Below are 16,168 nucleotides of genomic sequence, written 5' to 3' on the forward strand. Positions count from 1 at the left end.
ACGGCCGCCGCCCCGCGGCCGTGCCCCGCCGCATGGATACGGAGGGAGCCCGCCATGCGCCTGTTCGCCGTCCGCGACTACCGCCACCTGGCCACCCCCGCCGGATTCCTCATGCCCGCCCCGCTCGTCCTGTCGACGCGCCACATCCGAGGCCGCACACCGGTCCGCCACTGATGACGGGACAGTCCTCGAGACACCCGCGCGCCCCCCGCCGGCGGCCGTTCGCTATTTTGATCGCCGCCGCCCCCACCGGCCGCTTCATGTCCGCCCACCGTGAGGAGCCCGCCGTGGATGCCGCGGCCACCACCTGCTTCCGTCATCCGTCCTACGAGACGTATGTGAGCTGCGTCCGCTGCGAACGGTTCATCTGCCCCGACTGCATGCGGGAGGCGGCCGTCGGCCACCAGTGCGTGGAGTGCGTGAAGGAGGGGCAGCGGTCGGTCCGGCAGGCCCGTACGGTCTTCGGCGGTGTGGTGGCGAGGACCGCCGTGCCACTCGTCACGTACGTGCTGATCGGCCTCAACGTCCTCGCCTACCTGGTCGAGTTGGTCCGTCCGGAGGTCGTCGACCGGTTCGCGATGCTGGGCGCCGGGCTGACCGCGCCCGACGGGAGCCAGTACCTGTACGAGAACGGGGACTTCACCGGCTTCGACGTGATCGGGGTGGTGGACGGGGAGTGGTACCGGCTGCTGACCGGGGCGTTCCTGCATCTCCCGCCGACCGGCACGTCGTTCGGCGCGCTGCCGTTCGGGATCCTGCACATCGTCTTCAACATGTACGCGCTGTGGAACCTGGGCCGGGTCGTCGAGGATCAGCTGGGCCGGGCCCGGTATCTGGCGCTGTACCTGCTGTCGGCGCTGGGCGGCTCGGTGCTGGTGTATCTGATCGCGCCGTTCGACGGCACGGTGGGGGCCTCGGGCGCGGTCTTCGGTCTCGGGGCGGCGTTCTACGTCATCAACCGGCGCCTGGGCCGCGACATGGGGGCGGTCAACCGGTTCATGGCCGGGTTCCTGGTCTGGATGCTGATCTCGGCCGGATTCACCTCGTGGCAGGGCCACTTGGGCGGGCTGCTGACCGGTGGCGTCGTCACGGTCGCGTACGCGTACGCCCCGGCGAAGGGCCGCACGGCGGTCCAGGCCGCCGCGTGCGTGGTGCTGCTGGCCGTGCTGGCGCTGCTGGTGGTGCTCAAGACGTCCGCGCTGCTGGAGTGAGCCGGGCCGCGGCCCGTTCGCGGCAGCGGCGCACGAGGCACGGCGGACACCCCCGACGCACCGCGCCAACCGCCCCGGACGCAGCGCGCCCCGCCCCGGGACATGCCCGCGTACGGCGTCGGACGCCCCGGGCACGCCGCGGCGCCCGCCGATGGTCCGGGTCGGGGACAGGCGGACGCCGCGTTCGGTTCCGCACGCCGTCGTACGGGACACCCTCGGGGTGATCAGACCGCCAGGGCGCGGTCCGTCGGGCGGATCGGGGCCGGCAGGGCACTGGCACCGGTCAGGTAGCGGTCCACACCGCGCGCCGCGGAACGGCCCTCGGCGATGGCCCACACGATGAGGGACTGGCCGCGCCCCGCGTCACCGGCGACGAAGACCCCGTCGACGTTGGTGGCGAAGTCCGCGTCGCGCGCGACGTTGCCGCGCTCGTCGAGCTCCACGCCGAACTGCTGGACCAGGCCGTTGGAACGGTCGGTGCCGGTGAAGCCCATGGCCAGGGTGACCAGCTGGGCGGGGATCCGCCGCTCGGTGCCGGGCTTCGGCGTCGGCCTGCCGTCCTTGAACTCCACCTCGACCAGGTGCAGGGCCTGGACGTTGCCGTCCTCATCGCCCTCGAAGTGGGTGGTGGAGACGGAGTACACCCTCTCCCCGCCCTCCTCGTGCGCGGAGGTGACCTTGTAGAGCATGGGGAACGTCGGCCAGGGCTGGTTGGTGTTCCGTTCCTCGCCCGGCCTCGGCATGATCTCCAGCTGGGTGACGGACAGCGCGCCCTGGCGGTGGGCGGTTCCGACGCAGTCGGCGCCGGTGTCGCCGCCGCCGATGACGACGACGTGCTTGCCCTCGGCGCTGATCGGGGAGACCGTCAGGTCGCCCTCCTGCACCTTGTTCGCGAGCGGCAGGTACTCCATCGCGAAGTGCACACCGTTCAGCTCGCGGCCCGGGACGGGCAGGTCGCGGGAGACGGTGGCACCGGCGGCGATGACGACCGCGTCGTAGCGGCGGCGGAGCCCCGCGGCGTCGATGTCGCGGCCGATCTCCACCTCCGTACGGAACTTGGTGCCCTCCGCGCGCATCTGCTCGATGCGGCGGTTGATGTGCGACTTCTCCATCTTGAACTCGGGGATGCCGTACCGGAGGAGCCCCCCGATGCGGTCCGCGCGCTCGAAGACGGCGACGGTGTGACCGGCCCGGGTCAGCTGCTGGGCGGCGGCGAGACCCGCCGGGCCCGAACCGATCACGGCGACGGTCTTGCCGGAGAGCCGCTCGGGCGGCTGCGGGGTGACGTCTCCGTTGCCCCACGCCTTGTCGATGATGGAGACCTCGACGTTCTTGATGGTGACGGCCGGCTGGTTGATGCCGAGCACGCACGCCGACTCGCACGGCGCCGGGCAGAGCCGCCCGGTGAACTCCGGGAAGTTGTTCGTGGCGTGCAGGCGCTCGGACGCGGCCGTCCAGTCCTCGCGGTAGGCGTAGTCGTTCCACTCGGGGATGAGGTTTCCGAGCGGGCAGCCGTTGTGGCAGAACGGGATGCCGCAGTCCATGCAGCGGCCGGCCTGCTTGCTGATGATCGGGAGCAGCGAGCCGGGGACGTAGACCTCGTTCCAGTCCTTGACGCGCTCGGCCGCGGGACGGGTCTCGGCGACCTCGCGCCCGGTGGTCAGGAAGCCCTTGGGGTCAGCCATGAATCGCCGCCTCCATCATCTTCTCGGTGGTCTCCTGTTCGGAGAGACCGGCGAGCTCAGCGGCGTCCTTGGCGGCGAGCACGGCCTTGTAGGTGGACGGGATGATCTTGCTGAAGCGGGTCACCGAGGTGTCCCAGTCGGCGAGCAGCTTCTCGGCGACCGTGGAGCCGGTCTCCTCGTGATGGCGGCGCACCACGTCGTGCAGCCACTGCCGGTCGGTGTCGAGGAGCTCCTCGATCGCGCCGTGGTTGCCGGCGTTGACGTGGTCGAGGTCGAGGTCGACGACGTAGGCGACACCGCCCGACATGCCCGCGGCGAAGTTGCGTCCGGTCTCGCCGAGGACCACGGCGTGGCCGCCGGTCATGTACTCGCAGCCGTGGTCGCCCACGCCCTCGGAGACGACGGTGGCGCCGGAGTTGCGGACGCAGAACCGCTCACCGGTCCGGCCGCGCAGGAACATCTCGCCGCCTGTGGCGCCGTAGGCGAGGGTGTTGCCCGCGATGGTGGAGTACTCGGCGAGGTGGTCGGCGCCCCGGTCCGGGCGGACGACGATCCGGCCGCCGGAGAGGCCCTTGCCGACGTAGTCGTTGGCGTCGCCCTCCAGGCGCAGGGTCACGCCGGCGGGCAGGAACGCGCCGAAGGACTGGCCGGCCGAGCCGGTGAAGGTGAGGTCGATCGTGTTCTCGGGCAGTCCGGCGCCGCCGAACCGCTTCGTGACCTCGTGGCCGAGCATGGTGCCGACGGTGCGGTTGATGTTGCGGATCGGGAGCTGGGCCCGGACCGGCTGGGCGTTCTCGGCGTCGTCCGCGTCGAGGGCGTCGGCGGCCAGCCGGATCAGCTCGTTGTCGAGGGCCTTGGCGAGGCCGTGGTCCTGTTCGACGCGCTGGTGGCGGACGGCGCCCTCGGGCAGTTCGGGGACGTGGAAGAGGGGGGCCAGGTCGAGGCCCTGTGCCTTCCAGTGCCCGACCGCGCGGTCGGTGTCGAGGAGTTCGGCGTGGCCGACGGCCTCCTCGATCGAGCGGAAGCCCAGCTCGGCGAGGAGTTCGCGGACCTCCTGGGCGATGAACTCGAAGAAGTTGACCACGTACTCGGCCTTGCCGGAGAAGCGGTCACGCAGCACCGGGTTCTGGGTGGCGATGCCGACCGGGCAGGTGTCCAGGTGGCAGACGCGCATCATGACGCAGCCGGAGACCACGAGCGGCGCGGTCGCGAAACCGAACTCCTCGGCGCCCAGCAGCGCGGCGATGACGACGTCGCGGCCGGTCTTCAGCTGGCCGTCGGTCTGCACGACGATCCGGTCGCGCAGGCCATTGAGCAGCAGGGTCTGCTGGGTCTCGGCCAGGCCGAGCTCCCAGGGGCCGCCCGCGTGCTTCAGGGAGGTGAGCGGGGAGGCGCCCGTTCCGCCGTCGTGGCCGGAGACCAGGACGACGTCCGCGTGCGCCTTGGAGACACCGGCGGCGACCGTTCCGACACCGACCTCGGAGACCAGCTTCACGTGGATGCGGGCCGCCGGGTTGGCGTTCTTGAGGTCGTGGATCAGCTGGGCCAGGTCCTCGATGGAGTAGATGTCGTGGTGCGGCGGCGGCGAGATCAGCCCGACGCCCGGGGTCGAGTGCCGGGTCTTCGCGACCCACGGGTAGACCTTGTGGCCGGGCAGCTGGCCGCCCTCGCCGGGCTTGGCGCCCTGGGCCATCTTGATCTGGATGTCGTCCGCGTTGACCAGGTACTCGCTGGTCACACCGAAGCGGCCGGAGGCGACCTGCTTGATGGCCGAGCGGCGCTCCGGGTCGCGGAGGCGCTCGGGGTCCTCGCCGCCCTCGCCGGTGTTGGACTTGCCGCCCAGCCGGTTCATGGCGATGGCGAGGGTCTCGTGCGCCTCGCGGGAGATCGAGCCGTACGACATGGCGCCGGTGGAGAACCGCTTGACGATCTCGGAGACCGGCTCGACCTCGTCGACGGGAATCGGCGCACGGTCCGACGCGAAGGCGAACAGGCCGCGGAGCGTCATCAGGCGCTCGGACTGCTCGTTCACTCGGTCGGTGTACTTCTTGAAGATGTCGTAGCGCTTGGTGCGGGTGGCGTGCTGGAGGCGGAAGACGGTCTCCGGGTCGAACAGGTGCGGCTCGCCCTCGCGGCGCCACTGGTACTCGCCGCCGATCTCCAGCGCGCGGTGCGAGGGGGAGATGCCGGAGGCCGGGTACGCCTTGGCGTGGCGGGCGGCGACCTCGCGGGCGACGACGTCGAGGCCCGCGCCGCCGATCTTGGTGGCGGTGCCGTCGAAGTACTTCGTGACGAAGTCCTCGTCCAGGCCGACGGCCTCGAAGACCTGGGCGCCCCGGTAGGAGGCGACCGTGGAGATGCCCATCTTGGACATGACCTTCAGGACGCCCTTGCCGAGCGCGTGGATCAGGTTGCGGATGGCCTTCTCGGGCTCGACGCCCTCGATGAACGTACCGGCGCGGACCAGGTCCTCGACGGACTCCATCGCCAGGTACGGGTTGACGGCGGCGGCCCCGTAGCCGATCAGCAGCGCGACGTGGTGGACCTCGCGGACGTCCCCCGCCTCGACCAGCAGCCCCACCTGGGTGCGCTGCTTGGTGCGGATGAGGTGGTGGTGGACGGCCGAGGTGAGCAGCAGCGACGGGATCGGCGCGTGCTCGGCGTCGGAGTGCCGGTCGGACAGGACGACGAGGCGGGCGCCGTCCACGATGGCGGCGTCGACCTCGGCGCAGATCCGCTCGATGCGTGCCGCGAGGGCCTCGGCGCCGTCGGCGACCCGGTAGAGCCCGGAGAGCGTGGCGGCCTTCATGCCCGGCATGTCGCCGTCGGCGTTGATGTGTATCAGCTTGGCCAGCTCGTCGTTGTCGATCACCGGGAACGGCAGCGTGACGCTGCGGCAGGACGCGGCGGTCGGCTCCAGGAGGTTGCCCTGGGGGCCGAGCGAGGAGCGCAGCGAGGTGACGAGTTCCTCGCGGATGGCGTCCAGCGGCGGGTTGGTGACCTGGGCGAACAGCTGGGTGAAGTAGTCGAAGAGCAGCCGGGGGCGCTCGGACAGCGCGGCGATCGGCGAGTCCGTGCCCATGGAGCCCAGCGGCTCGCCGCCGCTGCGGGCCATCGGCGCGAGGATGACGCGCAATTCCTCCTCGGTGTAGCCGAAGGTCTGCTGGCGGCGGGTGACGGAGGCGTGCGTGTGCACGATGTGCTCGCGCTCCGGGAGGTCCCCGAGCTCGATGACCCCGGCCTCCAGCCACTCCTGGTAGGGGTGCTCGGCGGCCAGCGACGCCTTGATCTCGTCGTCCTCGATGATGCGGCCCTCGGCCGTGTCGACGAGGAACATGCGGCCCGGCTGGAGGCGGCCCTTGCGGACCACCTTCGCGGGGTCGATGTCCAGGACGCCGACCTCGGAGGAGAGCACGACGAGTCCGTCGTCGGTGACCCAGTAGCGTCCGGGGCGCAGCCCGTTGCGGTCGAGGACCGCGCCGACCTGGGTGCCGTCGGTGAAGGTGACACAGGCCGGGCCGTCCCAGGGCTCCATCATCGTGGAGTGGTACTGGTAGAAGGCTCGGCGGCCGGCGTCCATGGTGTGGGTGGCCTCGGGGCTCTCCCACGCCTCGGGGACCATCATCAGCACCGCGTGCGGCAGCGAGCGGCCGCCGAGGTGGAGCAGCTCCAGGACCTCGTCGAAGGAGGCGGAGTCGGAGGCGTCGGGGGTGCAGACGGGGAAGATCCGGTCGAGCCGCGCAAAGTCACCGTGCCCGTGGTCGGCGGAGCCGCTGTACCCATGATCGGCGGAGCCGCTGTACCCATGGTCGGCGGAGCCGAACAGGTCGGAGGCCAGCTGCGACTCTCGGGCGCGCATCCAGTTGCGGTTGCCCTTGACGGTGTTGATCTCGCCGTTGTGCGCGACGAAGCGGTACGGGTGGGCGAGCGGCCAGCTCGGGAAGGTGTTCGTGGAGAACCGCGAGTGGACCAGGGCGACGGCGGTGGCGAAACGGCGGTCGGAGAGGTCGGGGAAGAACGGCTCCAGCTGTCCGGTGGTGAGCATGCCCTTGTAGACGATGGTCCGGGCGGAGAGCGAGGGGAAGTACACCCCGGCCTCCCGCTCGGCGCGCTTGCGCAGCACGAACGCCTTGCGGTCGAGAGCGATGCCGGTGGACTCGCCGTCCGCGACGAAGAACTGGCAGAACTCGGGCATGGTGGCGCGGGCGCCCCTGCCGAGGATGTCGGGAGCGACCGGGACCTCGCGTCGGCCGAGGACCGTCAGGCCCTCCTCGGCGGCGATCTTCTCCAGCTTCCGGAGGGCCTCGACGGACTCTCCAGCCGGGAGGAAGGCGATGCCGACGGCGTAGGCACCGGCCTCGGGGAGGTCGAAGGCGACCACCTCGCGCAGGAAGGTGTCCGGCACCTGGAGCAGGATCCCGGCGCCGTCGCCGGAGTCGGGCTCGGATCCGGTGGCACCGCGGTGTTCGAGGTTGCGCAGTACGGTCAGCGCCTGTTCGACCAGCTCATGGCTGGCCACACCGGTGAGGGTGGCCACGAACCCGACACCGCAGGCATCGTGTTCGTCACGGGGGTCGTACAGCCCCTGCTGGGCGGGGCGACCGTCCATGGGCGACCAGGCGTCGGTACGCATGGGCTCTCCCGTCGTCGTCGTGGCATGTGCTGTGCCGAGGGACGACGTTGGCCCTCTGCGAAAGTGCGTGGAATTACATAATGGGGCGCTTCTCAAGAGGCGAAAAGTTCATTCCAACATGCGGACATCAGGTGCTATGTGATGACGTGATGAGGGGGTATGTCGCAGTCGGAGATCGGCGCCCGGAAGGGGGACCGCAGAGAGCAGGCGTCGTTGCCCGCGGTGTCTACGGCTCTTGCCCGGCGGCGGAGAAAACAAAACCGCCGGGTAACGGCTGCTGATGAGCAGCTCTGTCGTGGAGGACGATTTTACGCCGGGCGGAGCCGTCCCGCCCAGAGTCGGTTCCCAGGACGTACATCACACGACCGGCCGAAGCCGGTCACACGGACGGAGGTCGGCCGACCGGGTCCGCGGCGGACGGCCCGGGACCGGACGCGGAACGGCCTCGTAACAGACGCGGAACGGCCGCGCACCGGGCGACGATCGGTCCGTACGCCGGGCTGCCGGGCGGGCGCACGCCCGACGCCGAACGGTCCCCACGCCCCACGCGGAAGGGGCGGGCATGCTCGCCCGCCCCCTCCGTTCCGGGTCTCCCCGGCGCCCGAGGACCCGTCAGCCGCCGACGGCCACCCCGAACAGCGTGCCCAGACCGTAGGTGACCGCCGCGGCGGCCCCGCCCAGCGCCAGCTGACGCAGCCCGCTGTACATCCAGTTGCGTGCCGTCACCCTGGCCACCACCGCACCACAGGCGAACAGTCCGATCAGCGCCAGCAGCACGGCCGGCCACAGCGCGCTCGCCCCCAGCAGATACGGCAGCACCGGCAGCAGGGCGCCCAGCGCGAACGAACCGAAGGACGAAACGGCGGCGACGAGCGGCGAGGGCAGGTCGCCGGGATCGATGCCGAGCTCCTCGCGGGCGTGGATCTCCAGGGCCTGCTCGGGGTCGCGCGACAACTGCCGTGCCACCTCGCGGGCGAGCCCCGGCTCGACACCCCGGGCCTCGTACAGCGCGGCGAGCTCCCGCTCCTCGTCCTTGGGGTGCTTGCGCAGCTCGCGCCGCTCGACGTCCAGCTCCGCCTCGACCAGCTCGCGCTGCGAGGCGACGGAGGTGTACTCACCGGCCGCCATGGAGAACGCGCCCGCGGCGAGACCCGCGAGACCGGTGATCACGATCGTCTGCTGGGAGACCGCACCGCCCGCGACCCCGGTCATCAGCGCGAGGTTGGAGACCAGGCCGTCCATCGCACCGAAGACCGCCGGGCGCAGCCAGCCACCGTTCACATCCCGGTGGGTGTGGTTGTCGCGGTGTGCCTCGTGCAGTACGGCGTCGGTCTCGATGATGGCCACGGTTCTCCCCTTCCGGCGGCGGGTTCATGTGCTCCACCCCGCCCAGCACCATCGAAAATACGCACGAAAAATGGCTCCCGCCAGCAAGGAAGGCCGTACTTACCACCCTGTGTGACCGAGTAAGTACGGCCTTCCTTGCTATATGAACCCCCTCATCCGACTGGACCTTTTGTCTTGAATATCAGCCTTTGTCGGATCGTGATGTGGCACAGATCGATCAAGTACCAGAACCGGTCCGGTACGAGTGAAGGGTCGGTGCACGATGGATTCGACTTCAGGAAATCCGGCGCGGACGCGGGCGCGGGGCGCCCCGGGCGAGGGGCCACGCGTCGACCGGGCCGACCGGGCCCGCGGCTGTCTGCTCGGCCTCGCGGTCGGTGACGCGCTGGGCGCACCCGCGGAGAACCTCCGGCCGTCCGAGATCCGTTGTCGCTGGGGCCGCATCGAGGGCTTCGTGCGGGACGACCCGGCGGGCACGGACGACACGGAGTACGCGATCTTCTCCGGGCTGCTGCTCGCCCGGCACGGTTCGGCGCTGACCGTGACCCACGTGGAGCGGGCCTGGCACCTGTGGATCGCCGATCTCGACGAGGGGCCGTTCCGGGGCGCCGGGTTCAGCGAACGGGGCACGCTGGAGAACCTCCGCCGGGGTCTGGCCGCCCCGATCTCCGCCCAGCACCGGCACGCCTGGAGCGACGGGCTGGCGATGCGGGCCGCGCCCTTCGGCGTCTTCGCGGCGGGCCGGCCGGACGAGGCGGCGCGACTGGTCGCGGTGGACGGACAGGTCAGCCATGACGGGGAGGGCATCTACGGGGGCCGGGCAGTGGCCGCGGGGGTGGCCGCCGCGATGGCGGGCGCCGGGGTCGTCCCGGTGATCGCCGCCGCGCTGTCCGTCGTCCCCATGGACTCGTGGACGGCGCGCTCGCTGCGGCGCGCGGTGACAGCCGCGCAGCGCGTGTACCCCGACCGGCTGACCATGGAGCGCGCGGTGCGTTCCGCGGTGGTCGTCGGCGGCTACCCGTGGACGGACCTGGCGCCCGAGGCGGTCGGCCTGGCCTTCGGCGCGTTCGCGGCGGCGCGCGGCGACTTCCGTACGGCGGTGCTGACCGCCGTCAACATGGGCCGGGACGCGGACACCACGGCCGCGGTGGCGGGGGCCCTGGCCGGTGCGCTGAACGGGGCGTCCGCGATCCCCCGGCCCTGGGCGGAGGCGATCGGCCCGGTCCGGGGCAGCTGTCTGCCGTCGATGCGGGGCCACCACGTCCTGGACGTCGCGGAACTCCTCACCCCGCCGGACACGGCGCACGAGAAGGGCGCCGGGGAGCCGCCCGGCACCGTACGGGGGGACGAGGCAGCGGGCGGTGCCCGACGGGACACACCCCGCGCGCCGGCCGGGGCGCACACCCCCCGCCCGGTCGCGCCCCCCGCGACCACCAGCACGCCGCGCACGGGGACAGGCACGGCCCCTACCGGAGTCGGTACGGCCCCCACGACCGCCGACGCGTCCCGTGCGACCGACGACAGACCCCGCACCGAAGCCGACACGACCCGCACGGAGTCAGGCACGCCCCGCACGACCACCGACACGACCCGCACGGAAGCAGACGCGGCCCCCGGGACGGACCGGCCGGACGCCGTACCCGCCCCGTGCGCCACCACCCGCCCGGAGACGCCCCCTCCCCCGCCCCGGCCCCCCGCACCGCCGCCGCACGGCGCCCGGACCGAGCGCGACGCCCCGGTCGTCCGGTACCGGACCGGCTCCGGGCGCGCTCCCGGGCACCGCGCCCGGGTCGAGGGGCTGCTGCTCGGCCTCGCCGCGGGGGACGCCGCGGGCTGGCCGGCCGCGCGGCACCGGGCGGCCCGGATGCCCGAGTGGACCCGCCGCCTCACCCGTGAGCTCGACACCTTCGCCGAGCAGAACGCCACGACCACGCTGCCCGTCCCCATCGCGCTCAACCAGCCGCCCGAGCCCCTGCGGCTCGGCCCCTCCGACGACGCCGAATGGGCGGCGTTCGCCGCCGGGACCGTGCTCGCGTCGGCGGCCGGACCGCCGCACGGGCCGTCCCCGGGGCGACGGCTGCGCGCCGCCGTCGACATCGCCTGGAACGCGCTGGCCGCCGAGGTCGCCGAGGCCGCCGCCCGGGCCCCCGAGGTCGAGTCGGCCGTGCTCCCGCTGCGGGCCCGGATCTCGGTGCGGGCCGGGCTCGGCAATCTCGCCGCCGGACTGCGCCCGCCCGCCACCGGCCACGACAACCCGCACTACTTCGACGACGCGGCCTGCGTGCGGGCCGCGGTCCTCGCCGTCGCCCACCCGGGGGACCCGTCCGCCGCGGCCGACCTCGCCGAGTTCGACGCCCGCTACACCCAGGACGGCGACGGGGTGCACGGTGCCCGCGCCATGGCCGCCGCGATCGCCTCGACACTGGGCGGCGCGGACGTGGACGGGGCGGTGGACGCCGCGCTCGCGCAGCTCCCCGACGGCACGGAGATCGCCCGCAACGCCGCCCACGCCGTCCGGATCGCGCGCGGCTTCGTCGGCGAGGACGCGGGCGTGTTCTCCCTCGTACCGGTGCTGGAGCACCAGATCGTCGACCACGTCTACAGCTACGGGATCGCCGCCGCCGAGACCGTCCCGGTCGCCCTCGCCCTGGCCACCGCCGCACGCGGCCGGATCGCCGAGGCCGTCCCCGCGGCGGCGTGCCTGTCGCGGGTGGCCGACTCCGCGCCCGCCCTGGCCGGTGCGCTGACCGGTGCGCTCGGCGGGATCGGAGCCGTACCGGACGGATGGCGCGAGGCGTGCCGCACCCTCGCCGGATGCGCACTGCCCCGGCTCGCGGGGACCGATCTCGTCGAACTCGCCGGGCTGCTGGCAGACACGGAACCGAGGCCCCGGGGTGGACAATTCGGACATGACGTTCCCGGCGTTCCCGAGGCCCATGACCTTCCCCGCGTCCACGACGGCCGTGACGGCACCGGGGTCCGGAGCGGGAGCCGCGGCACCCGCTCCCACTGAGCGCCGCACCGGGACGCCCTCCGACGACGCACTCACCGGGCCGGCCACCGGACCGGCCCACCGGACCGACCCCGAGGAGGCACACCGCCCATGACCGGCATCGCGGTGCTCGGCAGCACCAACATGGACCTTGTCGTATACGTCGCACGGGCCCCGCGGCGTGGAGAGACCGTCACGGGACGGGAGTTCCGCACCATTCCCGGCGGCAAGGGCGCCAACCAGGCCGTCGCGGCCGCACGCGCGGGCGGCGACGTGACGATGATCGGAGCGGTCGGCGACGACACGTACGGCACCCTGCTCCGCAGCGGACTGGAACACGCGGGCGTCGACACCGATCTGCTGCACACCGCCGAAGGACCCAGCGGCACCGCGCACATCGTCGTCGACGACCTGGGCGGCAACTCCATCGTGGTGATCCCCGGCGCCAACGGCACCGTCACCGCGCTCGGCCACGGCGAGACGGCCGCGATCGCCGCCACCGAGCTGCTCCTCCTCCAGCTGGAGCTGCCGCTGTCCGTCGTGACGGACGGGGCGCGGGTCGCCCGCACCCACGGCGTGCGCACCCTGCTCACCCCCTCCCCCGTACGGCCGCTCCCCTCCGAACTCCTGGACTGCGTCGACCTGTTGATCCCCAACGAGCACGAGGCGTCCGCCCTGACCGGCGTCACCGACCCGCACGCGGCGGCCCAGATCCTGCTCGGCCGGGTCCCCGAGGTCGTCGTCACCCTCGGCGCGAAGGGCTGTCTGTACGCGGCCCGGGACGGCGAACCCGTCGTCCTCCCCGCCCCCGAGGTCACCGTCGTCGACACCACCGGTGCCGGGGACACCTTCGTCGGCACCCTGGCCGTGGCACTCGGCGAACGACGGCCCGTGTCCGAGGCACTGGCCTGGGCGACGTCCGCCGCCGCGCTGTGCGTGCAGCGGCCGGGCTCGTCGGTCTCCATGCCGTACCGCAGCGAGATCGACGCCGCGTGAACGCGCCCGCGCAGCCACCCCTGACCGGTCTGCGGGTCGTCGACCTCGCCACGCTCTTCGCGGGTCCGCTCGCCGCCACCATGCTCGGGGACTTCGGCGCCGAGGTGATCAAGGTGGAGCACCCGCGCAGGCCCGACCCCTCGCGCGGGCACGGCCCCTCGAAGAACGGTGTCGGCCTGTGGTGGAAGATCCTCGGCCGCAACAAACGCAATCTGACCCTCGATCTCTCCGCCCCCGCCGGGCGCGACCTTCTGCTCCGGCTGGCCGCAGGCACCGACGTGATCATCGAGAACTTCCGGCCCGGGACGCTGGAGCGCTGGGGCCTGGGTCCGGCCGAGCTGCACGCCGCCAACCCCCGGCTGGTGCTGACCAGGGTCACCGGCTTCGGCCAGTTCGGCCCGTACGCGCACCGCCCCGGCTTCGGCACCCTGGCGGAGGCGATGAGCGGTTTCGCCGCGATCACCGGGGAGCCGGACTCCCCGCCCACGCTGCCGCCGTTCGGACTCGCCGACTCGATCGCGGCACTCGCCACCGCGTACGCCGTGATGACCGCGCTCGCCGGCCGCGACCGGACCGGCGAGGGGCAGGTCGTCGACATGGCGATCATCGAGCCGATCCTGACCGTGCTCGGCCCGCAGCCCCTCTGGTACGACCAGCTCGGCCACGTCCAGCCGCGCACCGGCAACCGCTCCCGCAACAACGCCCCGCGCAATACGTACCGCACCTCGGACGGGCAGTGGGTCGCGGTCTCCACCTCCGCGCAGTCGGTCGCGGAACGGGTCATGCGGCTGGTCGGCCGCCCGGAGCTGATCGACGAGCCCTGGTTCGGCTCCGGCACCACCCGCGCCGAGCACGCCGACGAACTCGACGAGGCGGTCGGCGACTGGATCGCCCGGCACACCCGCGCCGAGGCGCTCCGCGCGTTCGAGAAGGCGGAGGCGGCGATCGCGCCCGTGTACGACATCCGCGACGTGATGGAGGACCCCCAGTACCGGGCGCTGGGCTCCATCGCCGAGGTCGACGACCCGGAGCTGGGACCGCTACGGATGCAGAACGTCCTGTTCCGCCTCTCCGGGACACCCGGCGCGATCCGCTGGGCGGGACGGCCGCACGGCGCGGACACCGACGAGATCCTCACCGGGCTCGGCCTGTCGGCCCCGGAGATCGCCGCGCTGCGGGCGGAGCACATCCTGTGACGGCGGTGGTCGTCCCGCTCACCCTGCTCTACGTCCCCGGCGACCGGCCGGAGGTGGTGCGCAAGGCGCGCGACGCGGGCGCGGACGTGGTGATCGTCGACCTGGAGGACGCGGTCGCCCCCGACCGCAAGGAGTACGCCCGGTCGGCCACCGCCGAGCTGCTGTCCGAGGCGTCCGGCGACACCGCCGTGCCGCTCCACGTCCGGGTCCACACCGAGGCGGACGTGCGCGCCCTGGCCGGCCTGCCGGGTCTCACCGAGCTCCGGCTGCCCAAGATCACGCACGCGGCCACCGTCCACCACCTCGCGGCCGTGGCCCCGGGGGTGGCATTGTGCCCGCTGCTGGAATCGGCCCTCGGCATCGAGCACGCGTACACGATCGCCACCGCCCATCCCCAGGTACGCTCCGTCGCCCTGGGCGAGGCCGACCTCCGGGCCGATCTGGGGGTACGGGACGACTCCGGGCTCGACTGGTCGCGCAGCCGGGTCGTGGTCGCCGCCCGCGCGGCCGGGCTCGCTCCCCCCACCCAGTCGGTCTTCCCCGACGTGCGCGACCTGGACGGGCTGCGCGCGTCCTGCGCGCACGGCCGGTCCCTGGGCTTCCTGGGCCGGGCGGCGATCCACCCCCGCCAACTCCCCGTCATCGAGCGGGCGTTCCGGCCCACGGCCCAGGAGGTCGAGGCGGCGGAGGAGATCGTGGCGGCGGCGGTGGCGGAGCAGGGCGCACTCGCCCTGCCGGACGGCCGGTTCGTCGACGCGGCCGTGGTGGCCTCGGCCCGCCGCACCCTCGCCCTGGCACACCGGGCGCGCTGACGGTCCGGGTCCGGGGCGGACCCGGACCGAGACGGCCACGTCCGTGCCCCGGGCCGAACGACACGTCGGTTCCGAGCGGCGTGGCACCCGTGAGCAGAGAGCCGGCCCGGCCCGCCGGTTCCAACGACGTGTCACGTCGCCGGAGTGCCGTCGGGGTGCTTCTCGGAACGGCCGGAGGCGGGGCGGAGGAGTGGGACGGCCGGCGGTTCCACGACGGGGGAAGACGGTCCGGCCGGTGTCATCCGCCTGGTCCGCGCAGTGATCGTGCACACCCCACGTAACCTCTCTTACGTGCCAGCCTCCCGCCTGTCTCGCGTCGCCGTCCTCGTACTCGAAGGTGCGAAGCCGCTCGATGTCGGAATTCCCGCGCAGGTTTTCGCGACCCGCGCGAGCATGCCGTACGAGGTGCGGGTGTGCGGGGCGGCGCCCGGTCCCGTGACCGGCGGCGACGGCCTGTCGTACGGCGTCGCCCACGGCCTCGACGCACTCGCGTGGGCCGATATCGTCTTCGTCCCCGGCTACCGGTTCCCGGACCGCGACGACCCCCCGCAGGCCGTCCTCGACGCACTGATCGCCGCCCATGGCCGGGGCGCCCGGCTCGCCGCCATCTCGACGGGCGCCTTCGCGCTCGCCGCCACGGGCCTGCTCGACGGCAAGCGCGCCACGACGCACTGGCACTACACGCGGGCACTGGTGACACGGCATCCGCTCGTTCAGGTCGACGAGAACGTTCTGTTCGTCGACGAGGGCAGCGTCCTGACGTCGGCCGGCGCCGCCTCGGGCATCGACCTGTGCCTGCACATCCTGCGCGGCGACCTCGGAGTGGCCGCGTCGAACCATGCGGCCCGGCGCCTCGTCGCGGCCCCCTACCGCAGCGGCGGTCAGGCGCAGTACGTGCCGCGCAGCGTGCCCGAGCCACTCGGCGAGCGGTTCGCCGCCACCCGCGAGTGGGCGCTCCACCGGCTCGACCAGCCCCTCACCCTGGAGGCGCTCGCCCGGCAGGCGGCGGTGTCGCCGCGCACGTTCTCGCGGCGCTTCGTCGAGGACACGGGATACACGCCGATGCAGTGGGTCATGCGGGCCCGCGTCGACCTGGCCCGCGAACTGCTCGAGCGTTCGGAGCGGAGCGTCGAGCAGATCGCCACCGACGTCGGTCTCGGCACCGGTGCCAATCTGCGGTTGCACTTCCAGCGGATCCTCGGCACGACGCCCAGCGAGTACCGGCGCACCTTCACACAGGGAGAGTAGCCCGCTGTCACCTGGCGAGATGCTTTTGAACCGTGGCGATCATGCCGC

General features: G+C 72.8%; 9 protein-coding genes and 1 pseudogene. 7 read left to right on the plus strand and 3 right to left on the minus strand.

Annotated elements, in window-relative coordinates:
* Positions 1-287 precede the first annotated feature (287 nt).
* Complete coding sequence (locus ACFYY6_RS08475) at positions 288-1,211, plus strand: rhomboid family intramembrane serine protease (RefSeq protein WP_351623692.1); 924 nt, start codon at positions 288-290, stop codon at positions 1,209-1,211.
* Positions 1,212-1,435: 224 nt separating this feature from the next.
* Here the strand turns inward: ACFYY6_RS08475 and ACFYY6_RS08480 are convergent, their stop codons facing one another.
* The 3 genes from ACFYY6_RS08480 to ACFYY6_RS08490 all read right to left on the minus strand — a co-directional run bounded on the left by ACFYY6_RS08480 (position 1,436) and on the right by ACFYY6_RS08490 (position 8,876).
* Complete coding sequence (locus ACFYY6_RS08480; RefSeq protein ID WP_351623565.1) at positions 1,436-2,896, minus strand: glutamate synthase subunit beta; 1,461 nt, start codon at positions 2,894-2,896, stop codon at positions 1,436-1,438.
* A complete protein-coding gene (gltB, locus tag ACFYY6_RS08485) occupies positions 2,889-7,529 on the minus strand; it encodes a glutamate synthase large subunit (RefSeq protein ID WP_389192261.1) in 4,641 nt (1,546 codons plus the stop codon). Before gltB ends, ACFYY6_RS08480 begins: the two co-directional genes overlap by 8 nt.
* A gap of 612 nt (positions 7,530-8,141) precedes the next feature.
* Positions 8,142-8,876, minus strand: coding sequence for a VIT1/CCC1 transporter family protein (locus tag ACFYY6_RS08490; protein WP_351517839.1), 735 nt, complete (start codon positions 8,874-8,876; stop codon positions 8,142-8,144).
* 262 nt (positions 8,877-9,138) lie between these two features.
* On the opposite strand from ACFYY6_RS08490, the pseudogene ACFYY6_RS08495 reads away from it, so the two are divergent.
* The 6 genes and pseudogenes from ACFYY6_RS08495 to ACFYY6_RS08520 all read left to right on the plus strand — a co-directional run.
* Positions 9,139-10,218: pseudogene (locus ACFYY6_RS08495) on the plus strand (ADP-ribosylglycohydrolase family protein); the annotation flags it as partial.
* Positions 10,219-10,674: 456 nt separating this feature from the next.
* The gene (locus tag ACFYY6_RS08500) at positions 10,675-11,889 is read left to right on the plus strand and encodes an ADP-ribosylglycohydrolase family protein (protein ID WP_351517890.1); all 1,215 of its coding nucleotides are present in this window, start codon (positions 10,675-10,677) and stop codon (positions 11,887-11,889) included.
* A 90-nt stretch (positions 11,890-11,979) separates the two neighbouring features.
* Complete coding sequence (gene rbsK / locus ACFYY6_RS08505; protein WP_389192264.1) at positions 11,980-12,864, plus strand: ribokinase; 885 nt, start codon at positions 11,980-11,982, stop codon at positions 12,862-12,864.
* Complete coding sequence (locus tag ACFYY6_RS08510; protein WP_351517836.1) at positions 12,861-14,060, plus strand: CoA transferase; 1,200 nt, start codon at positions 12,861-12,863, stop codon at positions 14,058-14,060. The genes rbsK and ACFYY6_RS08510 overlap by 4 nt, the downstream gene beginning before the upstream one ends.
* Positions 14,057-14,872 carry a CoA ester lyase gene (locus tag ACFYY6_RS08515; protein ID WP_351517835.1) on the plus strand — a complete coding sequence of 272 codons (816 nt, stop codon included), beginning with the start codon at positions 14,057-14,059 and terminating at the stop codon, positions 14,870-14,872. Before ACFYY6_RS08510 ends, ACFYY6_RS08515 begins: the two co-directional genes overlap by 4 nt.
* 291 nt (positions 14,873-15,163) lie before the next feature.
* The gene (locus tag ACFYY6_RS08520; protein WP_389192267.1) at positions 15,164-16,120 is read left to right on the plus strand and encodes a GlxA family transcriptional regulator; all 957 of its coding nucleotides are present in this window, start codon (positions 15,164-15,166) and stop codon (positions 16,118-16,120) included.
* The last annotated feature ends 48 nt before the right edge of the window (positions 16,121-16,168 follow it).

It is taken from the genome of Streptomyces sp. NPDC001750, from assembly GCF_042892615.1.
Lineage (GTDB): Bacteria > Actinomycetota > Actinomycetes > Streptomycetales > Streptomycetaceae > Streptomyces.

Excerpts from the sequence above, each read along its gene's own strand:
- gltB (WP_389192261.1), bottom strand. The coding sequence starts at position 7,529 with ATGCGTACCGACGCCTGGTCGCCCATGGACGGTCGCCCCGCCCAGCAG.
- ACFYY6_RS08480 (WP_351623565.1), bottom strand. The coding sequence starts at position 2,896 with ATGGCTGACCCCAAGGGCTTCCTGACCACCGGGCGCGAGGTCGCCGAG.
- rbsK (WP_389192264.1), top strand. The coding sequence starts at position 11,980 with ATGACCGGCATCGCGGTGCTCGGCAGCACCAACATGGACCTTGTCGTA.